This is a genomic window from Chromohalobacter sp. HP20-39 (assembly GCF_033052815.1).
Classification (GTDB): Bacteria; Pseudomonadota; Gammaproteobacteria; order Pseudomonadales; family Halomonadaceae; genus Chromohalobacter.
In genome coordinates this window covers 698,092-723,142 of record NZ_JAWHTP010000001.1, presented here as the reverse complement: position 1 = coordinate 723,142, position 25,051 = coordinate 698,092, and the positions used below count along the sequence as shown (strand labels likewise).

Genomic DNA, 25,051 nt, shown 5'->3' with positions numbered 1-25,051 from the left:
GCATAGCCATCACATGGCAATGATCTCAACGTGGCGATAGCCAGAACCACCAGACGATGCCGGCGATCAATGCCAGCCCGATCAGGTTGATGAGAAGTGTCATGCGGCCTCCTCAGACGTTTTGGCACTGTGTGCCGTGGATTTGAATAGCCTCAACCGGTTGGCGTTGCTGACCACGGTGACCGAGGACAACGACATGGCTACGGCGGCGACGATGGGTGAGAGCAGCATTCCCGTCAGCGGATAGAACACCCCGGCGGCGATGGGGATCCCCAGGCCGTTGTAGCCGAAGGCGCCCCACAGGTTCTGTTTGATGTTGCGCAGCGTGGCGCGGCTGATCTCGATGGCATCGGCCACGCCGTGAAGCGAGTTGCGCATCAGCGTGATGCCTGCCGACTCGATCGCCACGTCGGTGCCTTGGCCGATGGCGAAGCCCACATTGGCTTGGGCCAGGGCCGGGGCGTCGTTGATGCCGTCGCCGGTCATGCCGACGAGATGCCCGTCGCGTTGCAACTGCGCGACGATCTCGCGCTTGTCTTCGGGCAATAGCTCGGCCTCGACGCGCGCGATACCCAGCGCCTTCGCCACGGCTCGGGCGGTATGCGCGTTATCGCCGGTCAGCATGACCACCTCGATGCCATCTGCCTGCAAGCGTGCCACAGCGTCGCGGCTGTCCTCACGCAGTGGGTCGCTGATGCCGAAGACGCCCAATACCTGCCCGTCGGCGGCCAGGTAGAGCGGTGTCTGCGCCTTGTCTTCGAGCTCGGCGCCCCAGGCCTGAGCCTGGCCCAGTTCGACATCGCCGTCGCGCATCAACGCGGCATTGCCGAGTCGCAACGACTGGCCCGTGTCGGTGACGGCAGTGACGCCACGCCCGCTGAGGGCCTGAAACTCGCGTAGCTCGGGAAGCGCGGTCTGCGTGACACCCTGCTGCTCGGCGTAGTCGCCGAGCGCCTCGGCGAGGGGATGCTCGGAGCCGCGTTCGAGGGCCGCCACCCAGCTCAATGCGGTGTGGGTATCCTCGGTGGCCCACTGAGCAGCGGTCACGCGCGGACGACCCTCGGTCAGGGTGCCGGTCTTGTCGACGACCAGCGTGGTCAGCTTGCTGGCGGTCTGCAGCGCATCGCCGTCGCGCACCAGGATGCCGTGCTCGGCGGCCTTGCCGACGCCGATCATGGTCGACATCGGTGTCGCCAGCCCCAGGGCGCATGGGCAGGCGATGATCAGTACGGTGGTGGCGGTAACCAGCATGTGGACCAACTGCGGCGCGGGACCGACATTGAACCAGACCAGTGCCGTGATCACGGCGATGATCAACACGCTAGGCACGAAGACGGCGGAAATTCGGTCGGCCAGGGCGCCGATGGGGGGCCGCGAGTTCTGGGCGCTGGCTACTTGCTCGACGATGCGTCCCAGGCGACTGTCGGCGCCGATACGGGTGGTGATATAGACCAGCGTGCCGCGGCCGTTGACCGTGCCCGCGCTGACCTCGTCGCCGGGATGCTTGGCGACGGGCTGGGGCTCGCCGGTCAGCATTGATTCGTCTATATGGCTGTCGCCTTCCTCGACGCGACCATCCACGGCAAGACGTTCGCCGGGACGCACGCGAATGCGGTCATCGACGGCAACCTCCTCGAGCGGTACATCGTGTTCGTTACCGTTGCGAATCACTCGGGCGGTGGGTGCCTGCAGGTCGAGCAGGCGATTGAGCGCCCGGGACGTGCGTCCCCGGGCGCGCAGTTCCATGGCATTGCCGAGGCTGATCAGGCCGATGATCATTACCGAAGCTTCGAAATAGAGCCCGCGCGCGGCGACTGGAATCGCCTCGGGGATCAGTACCACCGTCATCGAATAGAGCCAGGCGGTGCCGGTGCCGACGGCGATCAGGGTATCCATGTTGGCCTGGTGATGACGGAAGGTTTTCCAGGCATTGATGAAGAAGCGCCGGCCTGCCGTGGCCATGATGCCTAGTGTGACCACACCGATCAGCAGCCAGACCCAGCGCTCCATACCGCTCAACTGTGGATGATGAAACAGCATACTGCCCATCAGCAGCACCCCGGGAATGAGCCCCAACGCGGTGTCGCGGAGCCGTTGGCGGTACTCGTGCGCCTCGTTGTGTTCACGAGTGCGTGCGGCCTGGCCAAGATCCTCGATGGGCTCGGCACCGTAGCCGACCGCTTCGACGGCATCGACCAGTTGCTGGGGACTCGCATTGCCGAAGACCTCGGCGGTATGCGAGCCGAAGTTGACGCTGGCCGAGCGCACGCCGGGCGTAGCGTTCAAGGCCTGGGTAATGGTGTTGACGCAGCCGGCGCAGGTCATGCCGGACAACGACAGACGTACCGGCGCCCCGCCGGGCGTTGTTTTCGTGTCTTGCCGATCACCGCTCGAGGCCGTCGCTGATGCACTGTCGTCAACGGCACTGGTCATCGTTTCCGGTGGGTAGCCGGCTTGCTCGAGCAACGCGCTCAGGCGCTCCGCGTCCAGAGAGGATTCGACATCGAGGCGCTTTTCCCCGGGCTCGCCGGTGACCTCGGCTTGACCATCCTCGGCTTGGATCGCCTCGCGCATGCGTTTGACGCACCCCTGGCAGCTCATGCCGGGGACGGTGAAAGAATGGGGAGCCGTTGTGCTCATCTTGCGTTCTCCGTTTGGGGCGCTCATGGCGCCTGGCGTGAGAAACCGTCGTCACTTTCCATGGGCAGGCTCTCGATCAGCCGGCACAAGCTATGGCCGTCGGGTGTGCCATCCGGCATGTCTCTCCAGGCGGCCAAGGCGCGTTCCATGCGTGTCGCCAGGGCCTGCAACTCACGAATGCGCGATTGAATTTCCGGCAAGCGTTCGGCCAGCAGGTCGCGCACCATGGGGCACGGAGAGTCGCCATGGTCGGCGTGCTCGAGAATCTCGCGCACCTCACGCAGACTGAACCCCAGCGTGCGAGCGCGCTGGATGAAACGCAGGCGATTGAGGTCGTCGGCATCGTAGAGTTGATAGCCGTTGTCGGGATCGCGTTGCGGATGCAGTAGCGCCTCGCGTGTGTAATGGCGCACCGTTTCGCCGGTGACGTCGGCGGCTCGGGCCAGATCGCTGACTTTCATGGCACCCTCCTGAATGATAAGAAAAGTCTAGAACCTTTGGGTTACACAAAGGTCAAGGCGATCCTAGCCTATTTTTACTGCCCTACGATAAAAAGCTGAAATGCTTGAAGAAGTATCTCGCATGTCCTGACAGAGATCAGATGAGGGACTGCTTATAAGACTAAAGAATGAGCGTTCCTGAGATTAAAACGAACGTTTGCTCTTGACTTGAAAACGCCCATCGGCCAAAACGAAGAGGCACGCCATTATTCGGGCAAGGGTAAAAAACCTAAGACAATTTTCGCCTCCACGTCTCCGCAGAAGAGGACGTTTTTCATGCATAACAACATCAACAAGCTCACGCTTGCCGTGACCCTGGCCTCCGCCGTAATGGCGTCCGGCCAGGCCGCAGCCTCAGGATTCCAGGTTCGTGAACAGAGTGCCAAGGCGCTGGGTAACGCCATGGCAGGTGCGGCGGCCGGTGCCGAGGATGTCAGCTATATGACCTATAACCCGGCAGCCATCGGTAATGTCGAGGGCACCCAGGTGGCTGGCGGTATTTCCTATATTGATGCTGGCTTCGAATTGACCGATGCGTCAGCGAGTTCCGTCAGTGGGGCAAACTATTCTGGAAGTGGCGACAACGAGGGGGGCGAGGAGGCCTGGGTGCCCAGCTTCGCCTTCAAGACGCGCCTGAGTGAACGCTTTGATTTTGGGTTTGCGATCTCCGCGCCGTATGGTCTCTCGACGAAGTATGACAAGGAGTGGATCGGCCGCTATCACGCCGTCGAAACCGAGCTCAAGACCATCGATATCCAGCCGACGTTGAACTTCCGCGCCACCGATCGCCTCGATCTGGCTGTGGGGCTGCGTGCCCAGTATGCCGATGCCACGCTGTCCAATGCCATCGATCTGGGGAGTCAGGTCGGTGCAGCGGGGGCTTATGACGGTATGGCCGAGGTGACCGGCGATGACTGGGGCTACGGCTACACGCTGGGGGCATTGTTCCAAGCCACCGAGCGGACCCGCCTGGGGATTAGCTACCGCTCGGAAGTCGAGTTGACGCTGGAGGGCGAGGTCGATTACAGCGCCAACGGACCGGTCGGTCAGCAGGTCCTGGCAGGTGCGCAGGCATCGGGTCAGCTACAAGATGCCGGAGGCAAGGCGGATATCACCACGCCGGCCAACCTCAACCTGGGGATCTATCATCAACTGACCGATCGGCTCGCCTTGATGGCCAATGCAGAATGGACCGAGTGGAGCAGTTTCAAGGAGCTCACTGTCGAGTCTGGTGGCAGCGAACTGAGCACCACGACCGAAAACTGGGACGATACTTGGGCCTTCTCGGTCGGGGCCAACTATCGGCTCAACTCGCAGTGGATGCTGAGAACGGGGCTGGGGGTCGATGAATCGCCGGTGCCGGACAGCGAGCACCGTACACCGCGTGTACCGGATACCGATCGTCGTTGGGCGACGCTCGGGGCGACCTGGATGCCGACGCCGGATCTTGGCGTGACAGTGGGCTATATGCACGTATTCGGTGACGATGGCGATATGGACCAGAACGCAACGCCGACCAACGAGAATGCCAGCCGTGGCAACCTTTCCGGCACCTATGAAGTCGAGGCCGATGTCTTCGCGCTGTCGATGGATTATCGCTTCTGAGTCGAGAATGAAAGCGCTCAAATGCGTTATATAACGACGAATCCCGGCATTTGCCGGGATTCGTCGTTCCGGGGTGAAGGCCAGCCCAAGCAATGTCAGTGACGAAGGTGGCACTCGGCCTTCTTTGAACCCCTCACTTGAGAGGCTTCAGGGGGCTCCAGTCCTTGCGGTTGGCCAGAAACTCGGGTCGCGGACGGTTGCCGCAGTACGGGTCGTGCAGCGTGTTCTCGACACTGTTGTAGACGAAGAATAGGTTGCTGCGCGGCCAGCACGACATGTTGATGTTCGAGCCATGTAGGGTATTGCACTCGAACATCACCAACGAGCCAACAGGCCCCTTGGGTGCCTCGATATCGCCCTTGAGCATCAGTTCGCGCAGACTGGCATCGTCCGGCACGCCGATTTCTTGACTCTTTAGCGACTCTTTATAGTTGTTCTCCGGCGTGCGGCCCACGCAAGGAACGAAGTAATTGTGCGAGCCGGGCACCAGCATCAGAGGGCCGTTGAATTCACCGTTTTCGGTGAGAATGATCGAACAGCTCACTGAGCGCATGCGGGGCATGCCATCTTCGCTGTGCCAGGTCTCGAAATCGGAATGCCAGTCGAAACCTTTGCCTTTGAAGCCGGGCTTGTAGTTGATCCGCGACTGATGGATATAAGCATCGCCACCGAGGATCTGCTGTACCATCGCCAACAGGCGCGGGTCGCGCGTCAGGCGGCTGAAGCGCTCGGATACCTCGTGGATACCGAAGATCGAACGAATTTCCTGTTTGCTGGGCTCGAGGATGGTGCCTTCCGAGAGCTTGAGGTCATCGTCGTTCTCGTAGTCGGCCAACTCATCCAGGAACGCGGCCATCTCGTCTTCATCGAAGAATCCTTCGAAGGAAAGAAAGCCCTTGCGTTCGAACTCGTCGAGCTCGGCTTCGCTGAGCGGCCCCTTGCGTTGCTTGCCCTCGCTATGCACCACCGGGTCGATGCGCTCGAACATCCCCAGCTTGCGTTCCAGGCGCGTCGGGAATAGATCTTGAGTCTCTTTCATTGCAAACTCCTCCATTAGTCTGCTTTGAAATGATATCGCTACTGTCCACACATAAAAGTAGCCGGGTAGGACAGCATCGACAACACTTCGTCGCCTATCGGTAGTCTTCCTGACCACCTCACCGAAGCTACGCCTCAATTCTTCGTGTGTATTTAGCCTATGTTAAGGCGCGTTCGATTCGTCTCCCTGCAGTAAGTAAGTCCAAGGCGCCCATTGCGAGGTGTAAAGGGACGAAACGCCGGAATCAGGCGGCGTCGACGAAGGCGGCCCTCATCAGTTCCTGGGTGTAGCGCTCGCGCGGGTTGGCGAAGATCTCCTCGGTAGTGCCTTGTTCGACGACCTGGCCCTCCTTCATCACCAGCACGGTGTCGGCCAGCGCGCGCACCACCGAAAGGTCGTGGCTGATGAACAGGTAGGTCAGGTCGTGCTTGCGTTGCAGGTCGCGCAGCAGGTCGATCACCGTCACCTGCACGGAACGATCGAGCGCCGAGGTGGGCTCGTCGAGCAGCAGGAATTCCGGCTTGAGCACCAGCGCCCGGGCGATGGCGATACGCTGGCGCTGGCCGCCGGAAAATTCGTGCGGGTAGCGGTTGCGCATCGCCGGGTCCAGCGCCACTTCCTTGAGTGCCTCGATCACTCGTGTCTCGCGTTGGCGGCGGTTAAGTTCCGGGTGATGCACGCGCAGCCCCTCGCTGATCACTTCGCCGACGGTCATGCGCGGCGACAGCGAGCCGAAGGGATCCTGGAAGACTACCTGCATGCGCGAGCGCAGCGGTCGCATGCTGGCGGTATCGAGGTTGGCGATATCGCTGCCGTCGAAGCGGATCTCGCCGCGGCTCTTGAGCAGTCGCAGCAACGCCCGGCCCAGCGTCGACTTGCCCGAGCCGGACTCGCCGACGATGCCCACGGTCTGGCCGCGGCGGATGGTCAGGTCGATGCCGCGCACCGCCTCGAAGTATTCGCTATTGCGGAACAAGCGCTTCTTGAGCGCGAAACGCACACGCACGTCTTTCGCCTCGAGCAGCATCGGCATGGTCTCGTCGACCGGCGTCTTGCGACCACGCGGGTCGGCATCGATCAGCATGCGTGTGTAGTCGTGCTGTGGATTGGCGAATACCGTGGCGGTGGTGCCGGATTCGACGAGTTCGCCGTGGCGCATCACGCATACCCGGTCGGCGAAGTGGCGCACTATCCCCAGATCGTGGGTGATGAACAGGATCGCCATGCCGTAGCGCGCCTGCAGGTCCTTGAGCAGCGCGAGGATCTGCGCCTGAACGGTGACGTCGAGCGCGGTGGTTGGCTCGTCGGCGATCAACAGCTCGGGTTCGCAGGCCAGCGCCATGGCGATCATGACCCGCTGGCGCTGGCCGCCGGAGAGCTCGTAGGGATAGCTGTCGATGCGCCGCGAAGGGTCGGGAATGCCTACCTGCTCGAGCAGTTCGATGACCTTGGGGCGCGCTTGACGTCTATTGAGGCCGAGGTGCTTTTCCAGCACCTCGGCGATCTGTCGGCCGATGCGCTGCAAGGGATTGAGCGAGGTCATCGGCTCCTGGAAGATCATCGAGATGGCGTTGCCACGGATACGGCGCATGCGCTTGGGCGTGACGCTCAACAGGTCCTCGCCCTTGAAGCGGATGGCGCCGCGGGTCTTCGCCAGATCGGGTAGCAGGCGCATGGCGGCGGTCGATGACACCGACTTGCCGGAGCCCGATTCGCCGACCAGCGCCAGCGTCTCGCCGGGCTGGATGGAAAAACTCACGCCCTTGACCGCCGAGACCGTGCCGGTGGGCAGTTGGAAGTCGACCGTCAGGTTGTCGATTTCGAGTAACGTGTCGGACATGGTGTTTCCCTAACGGGTCTTGGGATCCAGGGCATCGCGCAGTCCGTCGCCCAGGAAGTTGAGACAGAATAGCGTCAGCGCCAGGAATACCGACGGCACCAGCAGCAACCACGGTGTGCTCTGCATCATGTCGGTACCTTCGGAAATCAGCACGCCCCAGCTGGTCAGCGGCTCCTGCACACCGAGGCCGAGGAACGACAGGAAGCTCTCGAGCAGGATGACCTTGGGCACGGTGAGTGTGACGTAGACGATCACCGGGCCGATGGCGTTGGGAATCAGGTGGCGGGTGACGATCTTGCGATCGCGCACGCCCAGCGCATGGGCGGCCTCGATGAACTCGCGCTGCTTGAGCGCCAGCGTCTGGCCGCGCACGATGCGCGCCATGTCGAGCCACTCGACCGCGCCGATGGCGGCGTAGATCAGGAAGATATTGCGCCCGAACACCACCATCAAAAGGATTACCAGGAACATGAACGGCAGCGAGTACATGATGTCGACGAAGCGCATCATGAGGCTGTCCAGGCGTCCGCCGACGTAGCCGGAAATGGCCCCGTAGAGCACCCCGATCACCAGGCTGACGAAGCTCGCCACCAGCGCCACCGACAGCGACACGCGACCGCCGTAGAGGGTGCGGGTAAGCAGGTCGCGACCGTTGGCGTCGGTGCCCAGGAAGTGGCCGTTCTCCAGGGTGGGGGCGACACTGAAGGCGTTCCAGTCGACTTCGGCGAGTCCCCAGGGCAGCAGATAGGGACCGATCAGGCAGGCTGCGGCGATCGCGATCAGCAGCATGAGACTGACCATCGCCGCCTTGTTCTGCTTGAGCCGCCGCCAGGCATCTTGCCCGAGGCTTTTGCCCGCCACGGGATCGGGCTCGGCGGGCGGATTGGGGCCGCCGGGCGGCATGTTGTGGCCGCTATAGGGTGTGGTATCAATGGTCATGGTGCTGGATCCCTGGCCGGTCAGTCGTCATAGCGGATTTGCGGGTCGAGCGCGGAGTAGATCAGGTCGACGAGCAGGTTCATCAGTACGATCAGTGCGCCGTAGAACACCACCGTGCCCATCACCAGGGTGTAGTCGCGGTTGAGCGCGGCCTGAACGAAGTAACGTCCGATGCCGGGAATGCCGAAAATCTGCTCGATCACCACCGAGCCGGTGATGATCCCGGCGATTGCCGGCCCCAGGTAGGACGTCACGGGGAGCAGCGCCGGACGAATGGCGTGGCGCCAGATGACCTGACGCTCGGAAAGCCCCTTGGCGCGCGCCGTGCGAATGTAATGGCTACCCAGCACTTCGATCATGCTGGCGCGCATCATGCGTGCTATATAGGCGATCTGCTGGATCGACAACGCGATCACCGGCAGCATCAGGTTGGGCCACGCACCGCCGTTCCAGCCGCCGGCCGGGAGCCAGGCGAGCAGCACGCCGAATACCAGCGCCAGGATCGGCGCGATGACGAAGTTGGGCACTGCGATGCCGGCCAGCGCCGTACCCATGACCGTGTAATCGATCATTGTGTTGCGTCGCAAGGCCGCGATGATCCCCAGCGGGAGTCCGGTCAACAGCGCGAGAAGCATTGCCAGGCCGCCGATCTCGAGACTCACCGGGAAGCCTTGGGCGATCAGCTCGGTGACCGAGAAGTCCTTGTACTTGAATGACGGCCCGAAGTCGCCCTGCAGCAGGTTGCCCATGTAGCGCAGGTACTGCATCGGCAACGGCTCATCGAGGTGATACGCCGCCTTGAGGTTGGCCTCGATTTCCGGCGGCAATTGGCGTTCGCCGTCGAATGGTCCACCCGGCGCGACGCGCATCAGGAAAAACGAGATCGTGATCACGATCAGCAGAGTGGGAATCGCCATGAGCAGGCGTTTCAGCGTATAGGTCAGCATGGGGCATTCCGTACATTGTCTGCAGACGGGGCGGCATCACCGGTATGGACTGGTCCGCTAGCAAGCCTGCGCGAGGGCGCTGTGAACCCATCCTTGGGCGCTACATTCGTCGTCCATGACGAATGACCCTCGCGTCGGCTCGCTATCGGCGTCCACCTTTCACTTAGAGGTTGTGAAAAGGTGCCCTCACTCAGAGAACTTCACCCAACGTGAAGGATGGTCATCCTCGGCGTTGTCCTGCCAACCGCTGATCTCGGGATCGACCAGGTTGCGCGTCACGTAGTAGAGCAATGGCACCAAGGCGTAGTCGTCGAGGGCGACGTTCTCGGCCTTCTCGAGGAGCGCCTCACGCTTGTCGAGATCCAGTGTCTTGGCGGCCTGGTCGAGCAGCTTGTCGTACTTGGGATTGGAGTAGGCGCCATAGTTGTTGCCGACACCGCTGCGCAGCAGGGTCAGGAAGTTCTCAGCGTCGTTGTAATCGGCGATCCAGCCGGCGCGAGCGACGTCGAAGTCGCCAGCCTGAATGGTCTGATAGTGAACGGTGGCTTCGGCATTGGTCATCTCGATCTCGACACCGAGTGGTTTCCACATCGCCGCCAAGGCGATGGCGATCTTCTTGTGCTCGTCGGACGTGTTATAGCGCAATTGCAGGTGCAGTGGATGATCGGGGCCGTAACCGGCTTTCTCGATCAGTTGCTTGGCCTTGGCCAGACGTTCGGCATAATCGCCTTCGACGCTATCCATATGCTGGACGTCATAGTGGTTGGTGCCCGGCGGGACCAGGGAGTAGGCCTCCTTGAAGCTGCCGGCCATGATCTGCTCGGAAAGCACCTTGCGGCGCACCACCAGATTGAGCGCTTCACGCACGCGTTTGTCGGCGGTCGGCCGGCCGTCGCGGGCGTTGAGCACGTAGTAGTAGGAGCCCAGCATCGGACTGAGATGGGTGGCCTGTGGCAGGTTCTTCTTGAGCCACTGATAACGGCTCGAGGGATAATCGCGGATGATATCCAGCCCACCAGCGCGAAAGCGCGAGATGGCGGCGTTGCGGTCCTCGGTATTGAAGTAGTTGACGCCGTCCAGCGAGACCTCGTCGGCGTCGTAATACTCGGGATTCTTCTCGACGCTGATACGCGATTGCGAAATCCACTCGACCGGCTTGAAGGCGCCGTTGGTGACGATGTTGTCCATCTTGATCCAGTCGTCGCCATACGTCTCGACGGCATGCTTGGGCACCGGGTAGGCAGTGTAATGGGTCAGCAATTGCAGGAAATAGGGTGTCGGCGACTCGAGGGTGACCTTGAGGGTCTTGCCGCCGTCCAGCGATTCGGCACCCAGTGCGTCGAGCGGTTTGTCGCCGGCGTTGACCGCTTCGGCGTTCTTGATCGGGTAGAGCAGATAGGCGTATTTCGAGGCGCTGGCCGGATCGAGGAGATGTTGCCAGCCGAACACGAAGTCTTCGGCGGTGACCGGTTCGCCGTCCGACCAGGTGGCGCCCTCGCGCAGGTGGAAGGTATAGGTCTTGCCGTCCTCGGAAATTTCCCAGTCGGTGGCCATGCCGGGCATGACCTCGCCCTTGGGATTCTCCTTGAGCAGCCCCTCGTAGACGTCCATGAGGATCTGCGACTCCCACACTCCGCCGGAGACCTGTGAGGTGTCGAAGGAGGCGAGCTCGCCCATGACGCCGATGTTGAGGGTCTCTGCCTGGGCTGGTGTCGCCAGGGCCAGGGATGTCAATGACAGAGAAGACAGCGCCATGGCGCCGAGTAAGGTATGCGATTGTCGAAGCATGTTGTTGGTCCCGCTTGTTGTTGTGTCGGATGCCTGAAAGGCACCACAACTGTTGGATTACCTTCTCCCTGTTGGGTGAAACGTGTCCATTGCAAATTTCGTATATGCTTTTTCATAAATTCAATAGAGCGCTCACGAATGCCGCCTAGCGCGGCATGGGATAGCCGCTCGCGGGTGCATTGGCTACAATGTGTCTCTTTTCTTCACCGTGTGCCGGCAAGCACGCCGCTGCGGTGCGAATCAGCGCACCTGCAAAGGATTCCCATGCAAGAGATCAACCCGATCAACCACCTCATCAAGGACCTGTCCGAACGGACAGACGTCCTGAGGGGGTATCTTTGACTATGCCGCAAAGAAAGAACGGCTAGAGGAAGTCACCCGCGAGCTGGAAAACCCGGATGTGTGGAGCGATCCGGACTACGCGCAGAAGCTGGGCAAGGAGCGCGCCACTCTGGAAGCCGTCGTTGAGACCTTCGACGTGCTGGAGCGTGGCCTGACGGATCATCAGGAACTGCTCGAGCTGGCGGTGATGGAGGAGGATGACGCCACCGTTGACGAAGTGAGAAGCGAACTCGAAAAGCTCGAGACACAGCTCACCAAGCTCGAGTTCCGGCGTATGTTTTCCGGTGAGATGGACGCCAACAACGCCTATCTCGATATCCAGGCCGGGTCCGGTGGCACCGAGGCGCAGGACTGGGCCAACATATTGCTGCGCATGTATTTGCGTTGGTGCGAACACCACGGCTTCAAGACCGATATCATCGAGTTGTCCAGTGGCGATGTGGCGGGCATCAAGTCGGCGACTTTGCATATTCAAGGCGATTACGCCTTCGGCTGGCTGCGCACCGAGACCGGCGTGCATCGCCTGGTACGCAAGAGCCCGTTCGACTCCGGTGGGCGCCGGCATACCTCGTTCGCCTCGGTGTTTCTATCGCCGGAAATCGACGACAACTTCGAAATCGAGGTCAATCCCTCCGATCTTCGTGTCGACACATATCGTTCCAGTGGTGCGGGCGGCCAGCACGTCAACACCACCGACTCGGCGGTGCGTATCACCCACGAACCCACCGGGATCGTGGTGGCATGCCAGGGCCAGCGCAGTCAGCATGCCAACCGCGACTTCGCCATGAAGCAGCTCAGGGCGAAGTTGTGGGAGCTGGAAATGGATAAGCGCAACGCCGCCAAGCAGGAAGCCGAGGACAACAAGTCGGATATCGGCTGGGGCAGTCAGATCCGTTCCTACGTGCTCGACGACCAGCGCATCAAGGACTTGCGCACCGGCGTGCAGTCCAGCAACTGCGAGAAAGTGCTCGACGGCGATCTGGACCAGTTCATCGAGGCGAGCCTGAAACAAGGGCTATAGCCTCGCGCTTCTAGCCACGGGTGGCGAGCGATGGCGCCCGTGGCCCGTCGTTCGCACCCCGTAGCCAATTCTTCATAGGTAACGACATGGCCAACCAAGACTCCTCTCAACACGACGAGAATCATCTGATTGCGGAACGCCGTGCCAAGTTGGCGGCACGCCGTGCCCAAGCCGCAGAAGAGGGCGGCAGCGCCTTCCCTAATGATTTTCGTCGCGATAGTCTCGCTGCCGAATTGCAGGCTGAGCTGGGCGACAAGGACAAGGCCGAGTTGGAAACGCTCGACCGTCAGGCCTCGGTCGCCGGGCGCATCATGCGCCAGCGTGGGCCCTTCATCGTCATTCAGGACGTTTCCGACCAGATTCAACTGTATGTCGACAAGAAAGGTCTGCCCGCCGAGGTGCTGGAAGACGTCAAGAGCTGGGACATCGGCGATATCGTCGCGGCGCGCGGGCCGGTGCATAAATCCGGCAAGGGCGATCTGTACGTGATGATGGGTGAGGCGCGCTTGCTGACCAAGAGCCTGCGGCCCCTGCCCGACAAGTTCCATGGCCTGACCGACACCGAGGCGCGCTATCGCCAGCGCTACGTCGATTTGATCATGAACCCGGAGTCGCGGCGCGTCTTCGAAGTGCGTTCACGAGTGATCGCCGGCATTCGGCGCTTCTTGGTCGAGCGCGGCTTCATGGAAGTCGAAACGCCGATGCTGCAGCAGATTCCCGGTGGTGCCACGGCGCGGCCATTCGTCACGCATCACAATGCGCTGGATATCGACATGTACCTGCGCGTCGCGCCGGAGCTATATCTCAAGCGGCTAGTGGTCGGTGGCTTCGAGCGGGTGTTCGAGATCAATCGCAATTTCCGTAACGAGGGACTGTCGACGCGTCACAACCCCGAGTTCACCATGCTCGAGTTCTACTGGGCCTATGCCGATTACCGTGACCTGCTCGACCTGACCGAAGCGATGATCCGTGAGGTTGCCAGCGATGTGCTGGGCACGACGACGATCGACTATCAGGGGGCACGCTACGACCTTGGCGAATCCTTCCAGCGCCTCACTCTGCGTCAGTCGATCCTGGAATACGGCGACGGTATCGGCGAAAGTGACATCGATACCTTCGAGGGGGCTCAGGCGACCTGCGAGCGCTTGAGGATTCCGGTCAAGCCGAACTGGGGGCTGGGTAAGCTGCAGACTGAAATATTCGAGCACGTCGCCGAGGAAAAGCTCGAACAGCCGACGTTCATCACCGAATATCCGGCCGAGGTCAGTCCGCTGGCGCGGCGTAACGATACCAATCCTCATGTCACCGACCGTTTCGAGTTCTTCGTCGGCGGCCGCGAGATCGCCAATGGTTTCTCCGAGCTCAACGATGCCGAGGATCAGGCCGAGCGCTTCGCCGAGCAGGCGGCTGAGAAGGACGCCGGCGATCTGGAGGCGATGTACTATGATGCCGATTACGTTCGCGCACTGGAGTATGGCCTACCGCCGACGGCGGGCGAGGGCATCGGTATCGACCGCCTGGTGATGCTGCTCACCGATAGCCCGTCGATTCGAGATGTGCTGCTGTTTCCGGCGATGCGGCCAGAATAAGGCTGAGCTGCGCCCAGAGCTGTAAGTTAGAAGCGAAATCTATCGCGACGAGCTACAAAAAACAGGATGCCATCGTCTCGTCGCTCAAAGTCATCGGTGTTGACCCTGGCTTTTTCTTACAGCTTAAAGCTTACGACTTATCGCTCCCGGCCCGCGGCGACGCTGGGAAGAGTTGTTGGTAAGGGGCGCATCGAGCGCCCATAATGGCTGCGGTTCGAATTCCGCCGACTCCGGGCGGTTCCCAAAAAGAGGTAACACCGATGAAGCTGCTCAATCGTTCCGCGCTGAGCGTCAAGCCGACCCAGGCGTTTGTTGACTGGATCAACTCGCTGGAGCCCACCGTCGGTGAAGACGATCTGACCCTCGACGATGTCGAGCGGGAAAGCACCGTCTATCTCATTCCCGAAATGGACACGCCCGAGGCACTGGCCGCCTACGTCCGCGAGCGTCATCTCGATCTGCTCGAGAACGAGCTGAGCGCTTGGGAAGAAGACGCACGTCAGTGGCCGGAGCCGCTCGGCTGGGCGCTTTTCGAGCAATTCCTTATCGTCGAGCACAGCTATCTGGCGCTGGATCTCGATGATGAAGTGCCGCTCGAGATTTACGAGATCGACGACGAATTGCTGCTCGAAACCGACGAGGATTGATCCATTCGGTGAGTGGTATCGAAGGTCGGTACGCAGGGCGCTTGAGCCGCCGGCGCGTCGCCGCGCGAAGCACGTCGCTACGCGAGGGGAGTGTGGCAACGTGCTGATGAAGCGTCTGTTCGTGACACGCCCTGGCGACGAAGGCTTGCCCGGCCCGCAGCGCCGCCTGGCGATGCTGGTGATGGTGTTGGGGACGCTGATGTCGGTGCTCGATAACGGCATCGTCAATATTGCGCTACCTACGCTTGCCAATGAGCTTTCGGTGAGTGAATCGCGCGTGGTGTGGGTCACCAATGTCTACCAGCTGGTATGCGCGGCTCTGTTGTTGGGGTTCGCCGCCCTGAGTCGGCTCATTGGGCGGCGGCGTCTGTATTTGGGGGGCCTGGCGCTGTTCGTGCTGGCCTCGCTGTGCTGTGCGCTGTCGCGCAGTTTCGAATGGTTGGTGGCCTCGCGTATGCTGCAAGGCATCGGCGCCGCGGCGATGTTGAGCATTGGCCCTTCCATGTACCGTTTGATCTTCCCTTCGCGGCTGCTGGGCTCGGCAATCGGCATGGGTGCGCTGGTAGTGGCCTTCGGGATCGCCTTCGGGCCGTCGCTGGGTGGCATCATCCTGCATTTTGCGAGTTGGCCGTGGTTGTTCGCCATCAATCTGCCACTGGGCCTGTTGGCCTTGATCTTGGGGGTTCGTGCGCTGCCCAGCGAGACGATCGAGGCGCGAGGGTTCGATTGGCTGGGAGCCTTGTTGTCGGCCTCGATGCTCAGTGGCTTCGTGTTTTCTCTCGATCATGTTGGTCACGGCGCGCGCGGCATGAGTGCTTGGCTGCCGTTGTTGCTCAGCGTGCTGTGCCTGGTGCTGTTCGTGTGGCGCCAACGCAGCGCGAATGCACCGTTGGTGCCGTTGCCGATGTTTCGCGCCACGCGTTTCAGCATCGCTGCGATGATCTCTCTGATGGCCTTCGTCGCCCAGGGAATCACTTTCGTGGGGCTGCCGTTCATGTTTCAGACGGTGATGGGCGCGACGCCGCTCGAGGCCGCGCTGCTGTTCACCCCCTGGCCGCTGGCGCTGATGCTGGCGGGGCCGCTCTCTGGGCGGCTCGCCGACCGTTTCAATCCGACGCTGATCTCGTCGCTCGGCCTGGCGATCTTCCTGCTCGGGATGTTGAGCCTGGTGACCTTGACGGCTGAGTCCGGCGCCGTGTCGATCGCTTGGCGGGCAGTCTTGTGCGGGGTCGGTTATGGGCTGTTCCAGGCGCCCAACAATCGCGAGATGATCGGCAGTGTGGCGTTGACCTACAGCGCCAATGCCTCGGGCGTACTGGCCTCTGTACGAACCTTTGGCCAGGCCTTGGGGACCGCCTCCGTGGGGTTGATGCTGGCGCTTTCCTGGGGGTCGCTGACGTATGCGCTATGGTTGGGCTGCGCCAGTGTGGTGGTGGCGCTGGCACTCAGCGTTTGGCGGATTCCGCTGGCGCGTGCCGAGGCGTGAGCGATGCTTATTCCCCATCGCGGGAAACGTTACAATGACGCGTATCCGACAGAGGAGAAAGGTGTCATGAGTATTCAGGCACGTATCGAAGAGAAGCTGCAGTCACTCGACCCCGCACATGCGGCGGTCGAGAACGAAAGCTACATGCATAATGTGCCGCCGGACTCCGAAACGCACTTCAAGGTGACGTTGGTCGCCGAGCGCTTCGCGGGTCTGATGCCGGTCAAGCGCCATCAGCAGGTCTACGCGTTGCTCGCCGACGAGCTGTCCGGCCCGGTGCACGCCTTGGCTTTGCACCTCTATACACCTGAGGAATGGAGTCAGCGTGCCGCGGCGCGTCCGGACTCCCCCCATTGTCGAGGCGGCGGCGCGCACTGACATGGTAGGTGACGTCCAGCGGTTGCAGTATCTCGAGGCCATGGGGCTTGGTGCCTGGGCCAGCCGTTATCGGCTGCCCAATGCGCTGTCTACGCCCGCGTGCGAATGGGACACGCCGCTTCCCGAAGCACCGGCGAGTCATGGTGCGCGCTTGCAAGCGCTGCTCGACGATGCCGCGGCGGTGCCGGCCACGGGGCCTTCGGCGGAGGCCTCGCCGGAGCCGCGCAACACCGCTAAGTCGGCCTCGAGTGCGTCTGCACGGGCATTGCTGCTGGGTGAGACGCCGCCCGAGCCGGCTCCCTCGGCGTTCGAGAACACCACTGAGACGGCGCCGTTGGCCGCTGACGTCGGCGAGACCGAGACTCACGCGGCACTGCGCTATGATCTGCAAGTCGCGGCCTTGGAGGGGCGCTGGTTGCTGCTGATGCCCGAGGTGAATGCGCCTGACGGTACGGCGCGTGAGCTGCTTGGCAACCTGCTGCGCGCAGCAGGCATCCATATGGATGCGGCACTCGAATTTCGCAACTTTCGATGGCCCCTCGTCGATAACGCACCGGTGACGGCGCCCCTGGACGAGGCGCGCGACGGCCTGCGTGCCTATCTCGCTGGCCAGGCGCGGCGCGGCTGGCGTCCCGAGCGACTATTGGTGTTCGGCCAGGACACGACCCTGAACGCGGTGCTGGCCCTCGAGGACGCGCGCAGCGAGACTTTAAGCTTGCCTTGCTGGACGCTGCCGTCGCTGGCGACACTCAAGTCATCCGCCGTCGCCAAGCGCGCCTTGTGGCCGCAGCTCGCGGTGTGGCGCGATGCCTGGGCCGGCCATGACGATGCGTCTTGAACGTCTCGCTGTGGCGCATCTGGATGCCGTGGAGGCGCTCGAGGAAGCGGGGCAGGTACATCCCTGGAGACGAGCAACCCTCGCGCGGGCACTCGTCGACGATACCCTGGAAGCCTGGGGCGCATGGCGGGACGCGACACTACTGGGGCATGCGGTACTCGCCTGGTTGCCCTTCGAGGCCGAGCTGCAAGCGATTACCGTGGCGCCGCACGCGCGTCGTCAGGGCGTAGCGGGCATGTTGCTCGCGCATCTCGTCACGCGTGCCCGGCAAGGCGGTGCCGAGCGCTTACTGCTGGAAGTGCGCGAAAGCAACGCGCCGGCCCTGTCGCTGTACCGTCAATACGGTTTCGGCGAGGATGGGCGTCGGCGCGGTTACTATCCCCCCGCCGAGACGAGGGGAGGCGAGCGCGAAGCGGCGGTTCTGATGTCGAGGCCGCTTGCGGCGCGAGCGGTCGACTGACGGCGCTTCCTGCCTTGGGATATTGGTTCTGAGTTACTGGTTTTGCGAGTTGTCGCTGGCGTCGTCTTCGATGTCCTGGAACTTGCCCAGCAGCCCATTGAGGCGGCGCTCCCACTCATCACGCTCCTGCTTGAGGCGCGTGTTCTCTTCGCGCAGCTCTTCCGCCTCCATTTTCAGCATCTCGATGGTCTCGACAGCGTTCTGCACTTTCTGTTCGAGCTGGTTGAAGAGTTCGAGGCTCATGGACTTCTCCTACATGGTGAATGGGGCGATGCGGTTGGGCGCGAGCTAAACGCCTACGCCGTTGGCGGCCAGCCTACGCGCGCGACGCGCGCGCGACAAGCGTCGCCAGGCGCCGACAGAGCGTTACTCAGTATGGCAACGACGATACAAATGTCCGATGCCATCGCCGGCACGCACCTCGCGATGCAGGTGCCAGTTAGTGGGCACTCGAGGCTCGCATTCGTGCTCTATTTCCAGATAGATCCACGCCTCCTCACTTAGCCAACCGTGTTCCTCCAGCGCGTGACAGGCGTCGACGGCGTGGCCCTGGCGAAAGGGGGGATCAAGGAACACGATATCGAAGGGTGTGACGGGGCCGGCGAGAAATGCCATGGCGGTTTGGCGACGCACATGGCCGTTGGCGCCCAGCGTGTCGATATTGGCGCTCAGGCTGGCGGCGACATCGCTGTCGGTCTCCACGAAACAGGCCTGAGCGGCGCCGCGCGAGAGTGCCTCCAGCCCTAGCGCGCCGGTGCCGGCGTACAGGTCCAGCACGCGTGCGCCGACGAGCTCGAAGGCCAACCAGTTGAACAGCGTCTCGCGGATGCGGTCCGGTGTGGGGCGTAGGCCGGGCCGCTCGAGCACGGGCAGCTGGCGGCGACGGTAGTCGCCGCCGATGAGGCGCAAACGCCCGCTCGCGCGTGACGGCGAGGCGCGCTGCGTGCCGCGGGCGGGACGCTTGGCGGAGGAAGAACGACGTCGATTCATGATCGGTGGATTGTACCGCCACCCGTCGCACAGTGATAGGATGTGGCGATTCAGACACTTCAGGACGCCGGGCGTCATCCCCTCGTGTCGCGGGGAGCGTGGCGCACGTCGTCCGCGTAGACGTAGATCACGCCCATGTTCGGTTTTTTAAAGCGCAAGAAGAAGCAAGAGTCTCCCGCCGAGGACGTCGACGAGTCGCAAGAGGATACAGCGGCGCTCGACAATGAAGAGGGCGATATTGGCCACGAGGAGTCGCCCGACGACGAGGCGCGACGCGCCGTTGGCACGGTCGACCCCGATTCGGCCGAAGCGGCCGAGATCGACCCCGAGCCGTACGAAATCGAGGCCGCGCGCGAAGCCCTGGACGACCCCGGGTTGACGCCCCGCGACGGCGCCATGGGCGATGCTCGGCCGCTCGATCCCAATGCCGAGGCACTCGCCGAGGACGTCGCCCCCGATGACGAGACGCCGTCCGCGTCTTCTCAGGCGGCAGCCGAGCCGGCGACGATTGCCGAGCCCGAGCCCGAGCCCGAGCCCGAGCCCGAGCCCGACACGGCGGTGCAGATCGACGAGCCGGCCAGCGTGGCGCAACCCCAGGAGCGCCCCAAGAAGAAGAGTTGGTTCGCGCGCATCAAGTCGGGTCTCGGCAAGACACGCGCCAATTTCACCGAGGGGCTGGCGGGTCTGTTTCTGGGCAAGAAACAGATCGACGATGAGTTGATGGAGGACCTCGAGACCCAACTGCTGATGGCGGATGTGGGGATCGAGGCGACCACCGAGATCATCGACCGCCTGACCGAGCGTGTTTCGCGCAAGGAATTGAAGGACCCGCAGGCGCTTTACTCAGCCTTGCAGGAGGAGCTCCAGGATCTTCTCGACCCGGTCGCCCAGCCGCTGGCGCTGCCGCCCAAGGGCGAAGGACCGTTCGTGATTCTGATGGTCGGCGTCAATGGTGTCGGCAAGACCACCACCATCGGCAAGCTGACGCAGCGTTTCCAGAACGAGGGGCGCAGTGTGATGCTGGCGGCGGGTGATACCTTCCGCGCGGCGGCGGTGGAGCAGCTCAAGGTATGGGGCGATCGTAATCAAGTGCCGGTGGTGGCACAGCACACTGGCGCCGATAGCGCTTCGGTCATCTACGATGCGCTCTCCGCCGCCAAGGCACGCGGTGTCGACGTGCTGATCGCCGATACAGCCGGGCGCTTGCATAACAAGAGCCATCTCATGGAAGAGCTCAAGAAGGTGCGCCGCGTCATGGCCAAGCTCGACGAGAAGGCTCCACACGAGGTGATGCTGGTGCTGGACGCGGGAACGGGCCAGAACGCACTTTCCCAGGCCTCTACCTTCAACGAGGCGGTACCGGTGACCGGCATCACCTTGACCAAGCTCGACGGCACCGCCAAAGGGGGCATCATCTTCGCGCTGGCCAAGCAACTAGGTACGCCGATTCGTTTCATCGGCGTGGGCGAGACCCTTGACGACTTGCGGCCGTTCGCCGCCGAGGATTTCGTCTCCGCGCTGTTCGAGCGCGACACCGGCGGAGACGCGTAGCGGTATGATCGTCTTCGAACATGTCGGCAAACGCTACGGCGGGCGCTCCGAGGCCCTCGCCGATATCAATTTCCGAGTGGGGCGGGGCGAAATGTTGTTCCTCACCGGGCACTCGGGCGCTGGCAAGAGCTCGTTGCTGCGCTTGATCATGCGCCTGGAAAAGCCCTCGCGCGGTCGCGTACTGGTGGCCGGTCACGACCTCGATCGCTTTCACCTCAGCCAGATCCCGTACTATCGCCGCCAGATCGGGGTGGTCTTCCAGGATCACCAACTGTTGTTCGATCGCAGCGTTTTCGCCAACGTGGCTTTGCCGTTGGAGATTCAGGGCGTCGAGCCCCGTGAGTCCGCGCGGCGCGTGCGTGCCGCGTTGGATAAGGTCGGTCTGCTGTACCGGGAAACGGCGCTGCCCATCGAGCTCTCGAGCGGTGAGCGTCAACGCATCGGTATCGCGCGGGCGGTGGTCAACAAGCCGTCGTTGCTGCTCGCCGATGAGCCCACCGGCAATCTCGACCCGCAGCTCTCAGCCGATATCATGCGCTTGTTCGAGGACTTCAATCGCATCGGTACCACGGTAATGGTCGCCAGTCACGACCTGGCACTGATCACGCGCCTGCGGCATCGGGTCCTGCGCCTGCGCGAGGGCCGACTGGTCGGCGACGAGGAGGCGGCATGACGCGACGCACGACGTCTCCGGAGGGTCAGCGTCCCGCGCGACGTGGCGCCAGAGCCTCGCAGGTGGGGCTGGAAAGCCGCACGCGGGCATGGCTGCGTCATCATCGCGCGATGTGTCTGGATAGCGCCCGGCGGCTCGCCAAGCGCCCGCTGAGCAGCCTGCTGACCATGCTGGCAATCGCCATCGCGCTGGTGCTGCCCAGTGGGTTGTGGCTGGCGTTGGATAGCGCCCGATTGCTGGATGCTGAACTCGACGAAAGCGCGACCGTGACCGTCTATCTCGATACGCGTCTCGATGAGAGCGCGGCGATGGATGTCGCCGCGCGGTTGCGCGATCAGGCGCCCGTGGCAGGGGCGCGGCTGGTGACCGCCGCCGAAGGTCTGGCGGAATTCCAGCAGGGCGTGGGGCTCAAGGACGCGCTGGCCTCATTGGAAGATAATCCGCTGCCCGCAGCGGTGGTGGTGACGCCGGCCGACACCGATCCCGATGCGGTGCGTGTGCTGGCCAGCAATCTCGAGGCAGTCGATGGCGTCGACGAGGCACGCGTCGATCTCGCCTGGTTGGAGCGCCTGCGGCGTCTGGCTGAATTGGGGCAGCGTCTGACCCTGGCCTTGGCAGGACTTTTCGGGCTGGGCGTGCTGCTGGTGGTGGGTAATACCATTCGCCTGGCGGTAGAGAGTCGCCGTCAGGAGATCGAGGTAGTGACGCTGATCGGAGCCACCCATGCGTTCGTGCGTCGCCCTTTCCTGTATAGCGGTGCCTGGTATGGCTTGGGTGGCGGCGTGCTGGCGATCGTGCTGTTGACCCTGGGCGGCCATTGGCTCTCGGCACCGGTCACCGCCCTCGCCGAGAGCTATGGCGCGCACTTCACGCTGCCGCGACTAGGCCTCGGGGGATCGGTTTTGCTATGTTTTTGTAGTACACTGCTTGGCTGGCTGGGTGCTTGGTTAGCCGTCGGCCGTCATCTTGCCGACATCAAACCCCGCTAGGCTTGACAAGCCTGATGGCATGTATTGAACTTTCGTTCAAGTTAGCCTTCTAATGGGTCATTCGTGCTATCAGGCACAAGATTCCTTCGCCGTGCTGCCGTTGATGCTGTATCCATCACGCACGCAGGGCGAACAACCGATGGAGACATCTGCATGAGCAACAGTCTTCAGCCCGTGGGTCATCTTTCTCCCGGTCATGATCTGAATGGTTACATTCAGGCCGTTAACCGCATCGCTGTGCTGTCTTCAGACGAAGAACGCGATCTGGGCTTTCGCCTGTACGAACAGGGAGACCTCGAAGCGGCACGGCGCTTGGTCATGTCGCATCTGCGTTTCGTGGTGCACATCGCACGCAGTTATTCCGGTTACGGCCTGCCCCAGGCCGACCTGATCCAGGAAGGCAACGTCGGCTTGATGAAAGCCGTCAAGCGTTTCGACCCGAATCAGGGGGTGCGTTTGGTGTCGTTCGCCGTGCACTGGATCAAGGCCGAGATTCACGAATACGTGCTGCGCAACTGGCGCATCGTGAAAATCGCCACCACCAAGGCGCAGCGTAAGCTGTTCTTCAACCTGCGTGGCGCCAAGAAGCGCTTGGCGTGGCTCAACAATGATGAAGTCGATGCCATTGCCAAGGATCTCGACGTCAAGCCACAGGTCGTGCGTGAGATGGAAGGTCGACTCTCGGCGTTCGATGCCGGTTATGATGCTTCACCCTCAGAGGAAGAAGATCAAGGCTTTCAGGCGCCGGTGCATTACCTCGATGACGAGCGTTACGACCCCGCCGCCCAACTCGAGGCCGAGGACTGGGAAGAAGATTCCACGCATCGCCTCAAGTCGGCGCTGGGTGAACTCGACGAGCGCTCGCAGGATATCCTGCAGCGTCGTTGGCTTTCCGAATCCAAGGCCACGCTACATGAATTGGCCGATGTGTATGGCGTCTCCGCCGAGCGTATCCGTCAGCTCGAGAAAAACGCCATGAAGAAGATCAAGCAGCAACTCGGCAGCACTTTCGCTGCTTGAGTCTGAGCGCTAACGCGCAAAGGTCGACACGAACAGACCGGCGCGCGAAAGCCACAATGCCCGGCCATGTGCCGGGCATTATCGTATGCGGCGTCTACACGTGGGCAGGGTGCGGCGTGGCGACCAACAGGCGTGCGGAGAGCATCTGCCACTGCTCTTCCCAGTGCTCGGTGGGAAGGCGCCGGAAGTCACTGCGCACATATTGCGTGATGCGTCCATCGGCGGTGGCCAGCAGCAGGTTGGCCGCGGCCGAGACCTTTAGCGTGGTGCGCAGGCCTTCGTGAATCTCGGCTTCGCGCAGTATCTGCTTGAGCTGGGTTTCCAGGCGGTCGAAGAGCTGCGTCATGCGCACGCGCAAGCGTGCGGTTTCGCCGGTCAAGGCATCGCCACCTAGCAGCCGGCACAGGCCGGGATTCTTTTCTGCGAAGCCCAACAGCAGTGTCAGAATATGATGACAGCGCGCCTGTGCCTGCGGCTCTTCATCGAGAATCCGGCGGATGCGCTCGAACAGCGTCTCCTCGATGAACTCGATCAGTCCTTCGAACATCCGCGCCTTGCTGGGGAAATGCCGATAGAGGGCGGCTTCGCTGACGCCGACTTGGCGGGCCAGCGCGGCGGTGGTGATCCGCTTGCCGCTGTCCTCCTGCAACATCAGCGCCAGCGCCTGGAGGATCTGCTCCCGGCGAGTTTGCTTGGGTGTTTCCTGCGTCATCGATTTTCTTCTATTGGAATCGTGTTAGCCCATCCTAATGGGCTGCCGGGATGCCGACAAATCGTCGCGCATCGCGGCGCACCGTCCCGGGTGCGAAGGGAATGTCAGTCCGTGGCGCCTTCGTCGTTGGCGATGTCGGTGATCAGCGTGCCGACCCCGGCATTGGTGAAGATCTCCAGTAGCGTGGCGTGTGGTACGCGACCATCGATGATATGCGAACTGGCCACGCCGCCTTTGACGGCATCCAGCGCGCAGCGGATCTTGGGCAGCATGCCGCCATGGATGGTGCCATCGCCGATCATTGCGTCTACCTGAGCGGTGGAAAGGCCTGTCATGACCTCGCCCTCGGCATTCATCAGCCCCGCGACGTTGGTCAGCAGCATCAGCTTCTCGGCACTCAGCGCTTCGGCAACCTTGCCGGCGACCAGGTCGGCGTTGATGTTGTAGCTGTGACCTTCGGCATCGACGCCGATCGGCGCGATCACGGGGATGAAATCGCGCGCGGTGAGCATCTCGATGAGGTCGGTGGCGATGTGCTCGACCTCGCCGACATGGCCGATATCGATGATTTCCGGTGCGGTCATCTCCGGGCTTTGATGCTCGACGCGCAACTGGCGTGCGGTGATCTGTGCACCGTCCTTGCCGGTCAAGCCGATGGCCTTGCCGCCGCTGCGATTGATCAGGTTGACGATGCTCTTGTTGACCAGCCCACCGAGCACCATCTCGACCACGTCCATGGTCTCGGCATCGGTGACGCGCATGCCGCCGACGAAGCGGGACTCGATGTTCAGACGCTTGAGCAGGTCGCCGATCTGCGGGCCACCGCCATGCACCACCACCGGGTTGATGCCGACTTCCTTCATCAACACCATGTCCCGAGCGAAAGAGTCGATCAGCGTGTCCTCGGTCATGGCGTTGCCGCCGTACTTCACGACCACGGTCTTGCCGGAGAAGCGCTGGATGTAAGGCAACGCCTCCGACAGAATCTCGACCACTAGACGCGGGTCGCGTGCGTGTTCATTCATGAATGTTGTCTCCTTGAAAGCGGCCGGTGCTC

The 25,051-nt window shown here is 62.3% G+C and carries 23 protein-coding genes; 12 read left to right on the top strand and 11 right to left on the bottom strand.

The window, feature by feature from the left end; translation table 11 throughout:
* Window positions 1-99: 99 nt before the first annotated feature.
* Together RVY79_RS03385 and RVY79_RS03380 are read right to left on the bottom strand one after the other, a co-directional pair.
* A complete protein-coding gene (locus RVY79_RS03385) occupies window positions 100-2,640 on the bottom strand; it encodes a heavy metal translocating P-type ATPase (RefSeq protein WP_317462606.1) in 2,541 nt (846 codons plus the stop codon).
* 23 nt (window positions 2,641-2,663) lie between these two features.
* Window positions 2,664-3,101, bottom strand: coding sequence for a MerR family transcriptional regulator (locus RVY79_RS03380; RefSeq protein ID WP_317462605.1), 438 nt, complete (start codon window positions 3,099-3,101; stop codon window positions 2,664-2,666).
* Between the two features lie 315 nt (window positions 3,102-3,416).
* Between RVY79_RS03380 and RVY79_RS03375 the strand changes: the two genes are divergently transcribed.
* On the top strand, window positions 3,417-4,745 hold the full coding sequence (locus RVY79_RS03375) for an OmpP1/FadL family transporter (RefSeq protein WP_317462604.1): 1,329 nt from the start codon (window positions 3,417-3,419) through the stop codon (window positions 4,743-4,745).
* 133 nt (window positions 4,746-4,878) lie between these two features.
* On the opposite strand, the gene thpD is transcribed toward RVY79_RS03375, so the two are convergent.
* The 5 genes from thpD to RVY79_RS03350 form a co-directional block, all read right to left on the bottom strand.
* Entirely contained in the window at window positions 4,879-5,784 is a 906-nt protein-coding gene (gene thpD / locus RVY79_RS03370; protein ID WP_317462603.1) for an ectoine hydroxylase, read from the bottom strand.
* Window positions 5,785-6,028: 244 nt separating this feature from the next.
* The gene (locus RVY79_RS03365; RefSeq protein WP_317462602.1) at window positions 6,029-7,624 is read right to left on the bottom strand and encodes an ABC transporter ATP-binding protein; all 1,596 of its coding nucleotides are present in this window, start codon (window positions 7,622-7,624) and stop codon (window positions 6,029-6,031) included.
* 9 nt (window positions 7,625-7,633) lie between these two features.
* Complete coding sequence (locus tag RVY79_RS03360; RefSeq protein ID WP_317462658.1) at window positions 7,634-8,527, bottom strand: ABC transporter permease subunit; 894 nt, start codon at window positions 8,525-8,527, stop codon at window positions 7,634-7,636.
* 56 nt (window positions 8,528-8,583) lie between these two features.
* Window positions 8,584-9,510: an oligopeptide ABC transporter permease OppB gene (oppB, locus tag RVY79_RS03355; protein WP_317462601.1), complete on the bottom strand. Its 927-nt coding sequence runs from the start codon at window positions 9,508-9,510 to the stop codon at window positions 8,584-8,586.
* 186 nt (window positions 9,511-9,696) lie between these two features.
* A complete protein-coding gene (locus RVY79_RS03350) occupies window positions 9,697-11,298 on the bottom strand; it encodes a peptide ABC transporter substrate-binding protein (protein WP_317462600.1) in 1,602 nt (533 codons plus the stop codon).
* Window positions 11,299-11,562: 264 nt separating this feature from the next.
* Here RVY79_RS03350 and prfB point away from each other — a divergent pair.
* From prfB to rimI, 7 genes are all read left to right on the top strand, one after another.
* Window positions 11,563-12,661, top strand: a protein-coding gene (gene prfB / locus RVY79_RS03345; RefSeq protein WP_317462599.1) for a peptide chain release factor 2 whose coding sequence is annotated in 2 segments (ribosomal slippage) — window positions 11,563-11,637 and window positions 11,639-12,661 — 1,098 coding nt in all. Because the reading frame shifts where the segments join, the coding sequence is not laid out codon by codon here.
* A gap of 86 nt (window positions 12,662-12,747) precedes the next feature.
* A complete protein-coding gene (lysS, locus tag RVY79_RS03340; protein ID WP_317462598.1) occupies window positions 12,748-14,250 on the top strand; it encodes a lysine--tRNA ligase in 1,503 nt (500 codons plus the stop codon).
* Window positions 14,251-14,510: 260 nt separating this feature from the next.
* A complete protein-coding gene (locus tag RVY79_RS03335) occupies window positions 14,511-14,897 on the top strand; it encodes a hypothetical protein (RefSeq protein ID WP_317462597.1) in 387 nt (128 codons plus the stop codon).
* Between the two features lie 106 nt (window positions 14,898-15,003).
* Window positions 15,004-16,383: an MFS transporter gene (locus tag RVY79_RS03330; protein ID WP_317462657.1), complete on the top strand. Its 1,380-nt coding sequence runs from the start codon at window positions 15,004-15,006 to the stop codon at window positions 16,381-16,383.
* Between the two features lie 66 nt (window positions 16,384-16,449).
* The gene (locus tag RVY79_RS03325) at window positions 16,450-16,761 is read left to right on the top strand and encodes a BolA family protein (RefSeq protein ID WP_317462596.1); all 312 of its coding nucleotides are present in this window, start codon (window positions 16,450-16,452) and stop codon (window positions 16,759-16,761) included.
* Window positions 16,709-17,599 (top strand): hypothetical protein, encoded by an 891-nt coding sequence (locus tag RVY79_RS03320; RefSeq protein WP_317462595.1) that lies wholly within the window; start codon window positions 16,709-16,711, stop codon window positions 17,597-17,599. Before RVY79_RS03325 ends, RVY79_RS03320 begins: the two co-directional genes overlap by 53 nt.
* On the top strand, window positions 17,583-18,059 hold the full coding sequence (gene rimI / locus RVY79_RS03315) for a ribosomal protein S18-alanine N-acetyltransferase (RefSeq protein ID WP_317462594.1): 477 nt from the start codon (window positions 17,583-17,585) through the stop codon (window positions 18,057-18,059). Before RVY79_RS03320 ends, rimI begins: the two co-directional genes overlap by 17 nt.
* Window positions 18,060-18,092: 33 nt before the next feature.
* On the opposite strand, the gene RVY79_RS03310 is transcribed toward rimI, so the two are convergent.
* A complete protein-coding gene (locus RVY79_RS03310; RefSeq protein WP_097022202.1) occupies window positions 18,093-18,302 on the bottom strand; it encodes a cell division protein ZapB in 210 nt (69 codons plus the stop codon).
* Window positions 18,303-18,425: 123 nt separating this feature from the next.
* A complete protein-coding gene (gene rsmD / locus RVY79_RS03305; protein ID WP_317462593.1) occupies window positions 18,426-19,049 on the bottom strand; it encodes a 16S rRNA (guanine(966)-N(2))-methyltransferase RsmD in 624 nt (207 codons plus the stop codon).
* A 135-nt stretch (window positions 19,050-19,184) separates the two neighbouring features.
* Here rsmD and ftsY point away from each other — a divergent pair, with 135 nt between their 5' ends.
* The 4 genes from ftsY (at window position 19,185) to rpoH (ending at window position 23,282) form a co-directional block, all read left to right on the top strand.
* Window positions 19,185-20,600: a signal recognition particle-docking protein FtsY gene (ftsY, locus tag RVY79_RS03300; RefSeq protein WP_317462592.1), complete on the top strand. Its 1,416-nt coding sequence runs from the start codon at window positions 19,185-19,187 to the stop codon at window positions 20,598-20,600.
* Between the two features lie 4 nt (window positions 20,601-20,604).
* On the top strand, window positions 20,605-21,273 hold the full coding sequence (ftsE, locus tag RVY79_RS03295) for a cell division ATP-binding protein FtsE (RefSeq protein WP_040243093.1): 669 nt from the start codon (window positions 20,605-20,607) through the stop codon (window positions 21,271-21,273).
* Window positions 21,270-22,262, top strand: coding sequence for a permease-like cell division protein FtsX (ftsX, locus tag RVY79_RS03290; protein WP_317462591.1), 993 nt, complete (start codon window positions 21,270-21,272; stop codon window positions 22,260-22,262). The genes ftsE and ftsX overlap by 4 nt, the downstream gene beginning before the upstream one ends.
* A 153-nt stretch (window positions 22,263-22,415) precedes the next feature.
* Window positions 22,416-23,282, top strand: a complete 867-nt coding sequence (gene rpoH, locus RVY79_RS03285; RefSeq protein ID WP_317462590.1) for an RNA polymerase sigma factor RpoH — start codon at window positions 22,416-22,418, stop codon at window positions 23,280-23,282.
* Window positions 23,283-23,376: 94 nt separating this feature from the next.
* Here the strand turns inward: rpoH and slmA are convergent, their stop codons facing one another.
* A complete protein-coding gene (gene slmA, locus RVY79_RS03280; RefSeq protein ID WP_317462589.1) occupies window positions 23,377-23,994 on the bottom strand; it encodes a nucleoid occlusion factor SlmA in 618 nt (205 codons plus the stop codon).
* A 104-nt stretch (window positions 23,995-24,098) separates the two neighbouring features.
* Window positions 24,099-25,019 (bottom strand): acetylglutamate kinase, encoded by a 921-nt coding sequence (gene argB / locus RVY79_RS03275; protein WP_317462588.1) that lies wholly within the window; start codon window positions 25,017-25,019, stop codon window positions 24,099-24,101.
* Window positions 25,020-25,051: the final 32 nt, after the last annotated feature.